Origin of the sequence: Moorena sp. SIO3B2, from assembly GCF_010692525.1 — a bacterium.
GTDB classification, from domain to species: domain Bacteria; phylum Cyanobacteriota; class Cyanobacteriia; order Cyanobacteriales; family Coleofasciculaceae; genus Moorena; species Moorena producens.
This window is the reverse complement of the sequence record NZ_JAAHHE010001003.1, coordinates 1-1,023: the sequence shown is the minus strand read 5'-3', so window position 1 is coordinate 1,023 and position 1,023 is coordinate 1. Positions and strand designations below refer to the sequence as shown.

Genomic DNA, 1,023 nt, shown 5'->3' with positions numbered 1-1,023 from the left:
CTACCGAAAGTAATTCCCAGACTCAAACCACTACAGGTGCTGATGCGGTTGATGACGCGATCGCAAAGGGAATTGATTTAGATGGCTCGCCAATCCCCAAAGCTAAGTTAGACCTTTACAACCAAGTCATGGGGTTGGAAGCTCAACGGCAACGAAGCGGTGTCAGCAATACCATGAGATCCAGAATTGTGCGGATTGGAGCCAAGCATATCCCTCAAGCAGAGCTCAATCAAATGCTGCTCGATGCTGATTTTACCCCTCTTAAAGACAAAGAGATTGCTTTTTACTACGGGGGTAAGTAGGGAGTAGGGAATCGGGAATCGGGAATCGGGAGTCGGGAGTCGGGAGTCGGGATGCAGCGCTATTGCCTATTGCTAGCATGCCTATTGCCTATTGCCTTCAAAGGATATGCAATGTCGGTCAAACGTTGCTGAGAATTGCTATAAATATCAATAGGGTTGGCGAATTGTTACAGCTCTGAGCTAATTCACCAACCCTATTGTAAGTAACTTTAAACGTAAGTATTAAGCTATCAGCCCTTCCCTTAGGGGTCGAACAGGCTTCTAGCCTGTAAGGTAGCCATTAGCTGATCGCTGATCGCTTACCAGCCAACACCCTAAACTAAGTTAATACTTACCTGTTCCAAAACTGTAGAAATTGTTTGAATCAAAACTTGGGAATTCTCTGCCACAGTTGCAGTTATTTCCCTGGTCATGGGTAAGCTATCTACTACGATACCGGTACACAATAACATCATATAGAGAATTGAGTACTTAAACATAGACCGGGCAAGTTGATTGTCTTTAGGTTCCTTAAGCAGCAACCATGCTTTTTTGATAAAAATACTGCCCAAAAGAATAGCAACTATGCCATAAACCACTCCCGATTCTCCTAAAGGATAGATCAACAATAGGGAAGTGGGGACGACTAATAAGGTGTAATACCAGATTTGACGAACAGTAACCTCTTCACCGGCTACTACCGGTAACATGGGTATCCCAACTTTGGCGTAATCCTCGTGAA

At 44.3% G+C, this 1,023-nt stretch carries 2 protein-coding genes; one reads left to right on the top strand and one right to left on the bottom strand.

What is annotated here, in order from left to right; all coding sequences use genetic code 11:
* Nucleotides 1–302 (top strand): small RNA NsiR4-regulated ssr1528 family protein (locus F6K38_RS43060; protein ID WP_287361065.1); only part of this gene is annotated, 302 nt, incomplete at its 5' end.
* 314 nt (nucleotides 303–616) lie between these two features.
* Here the strand turns inward: F6K38_RS43060 and F6K38_RS43055 are convergent.
* Nucleotides 617–1,023 (bottom strand): UbiA family prenyltransferase (locus F6K38_RS43055; RefSeq protein WP_287361064.1); only part of this gene is annotated, 407 nt, incomplete at its 5' end.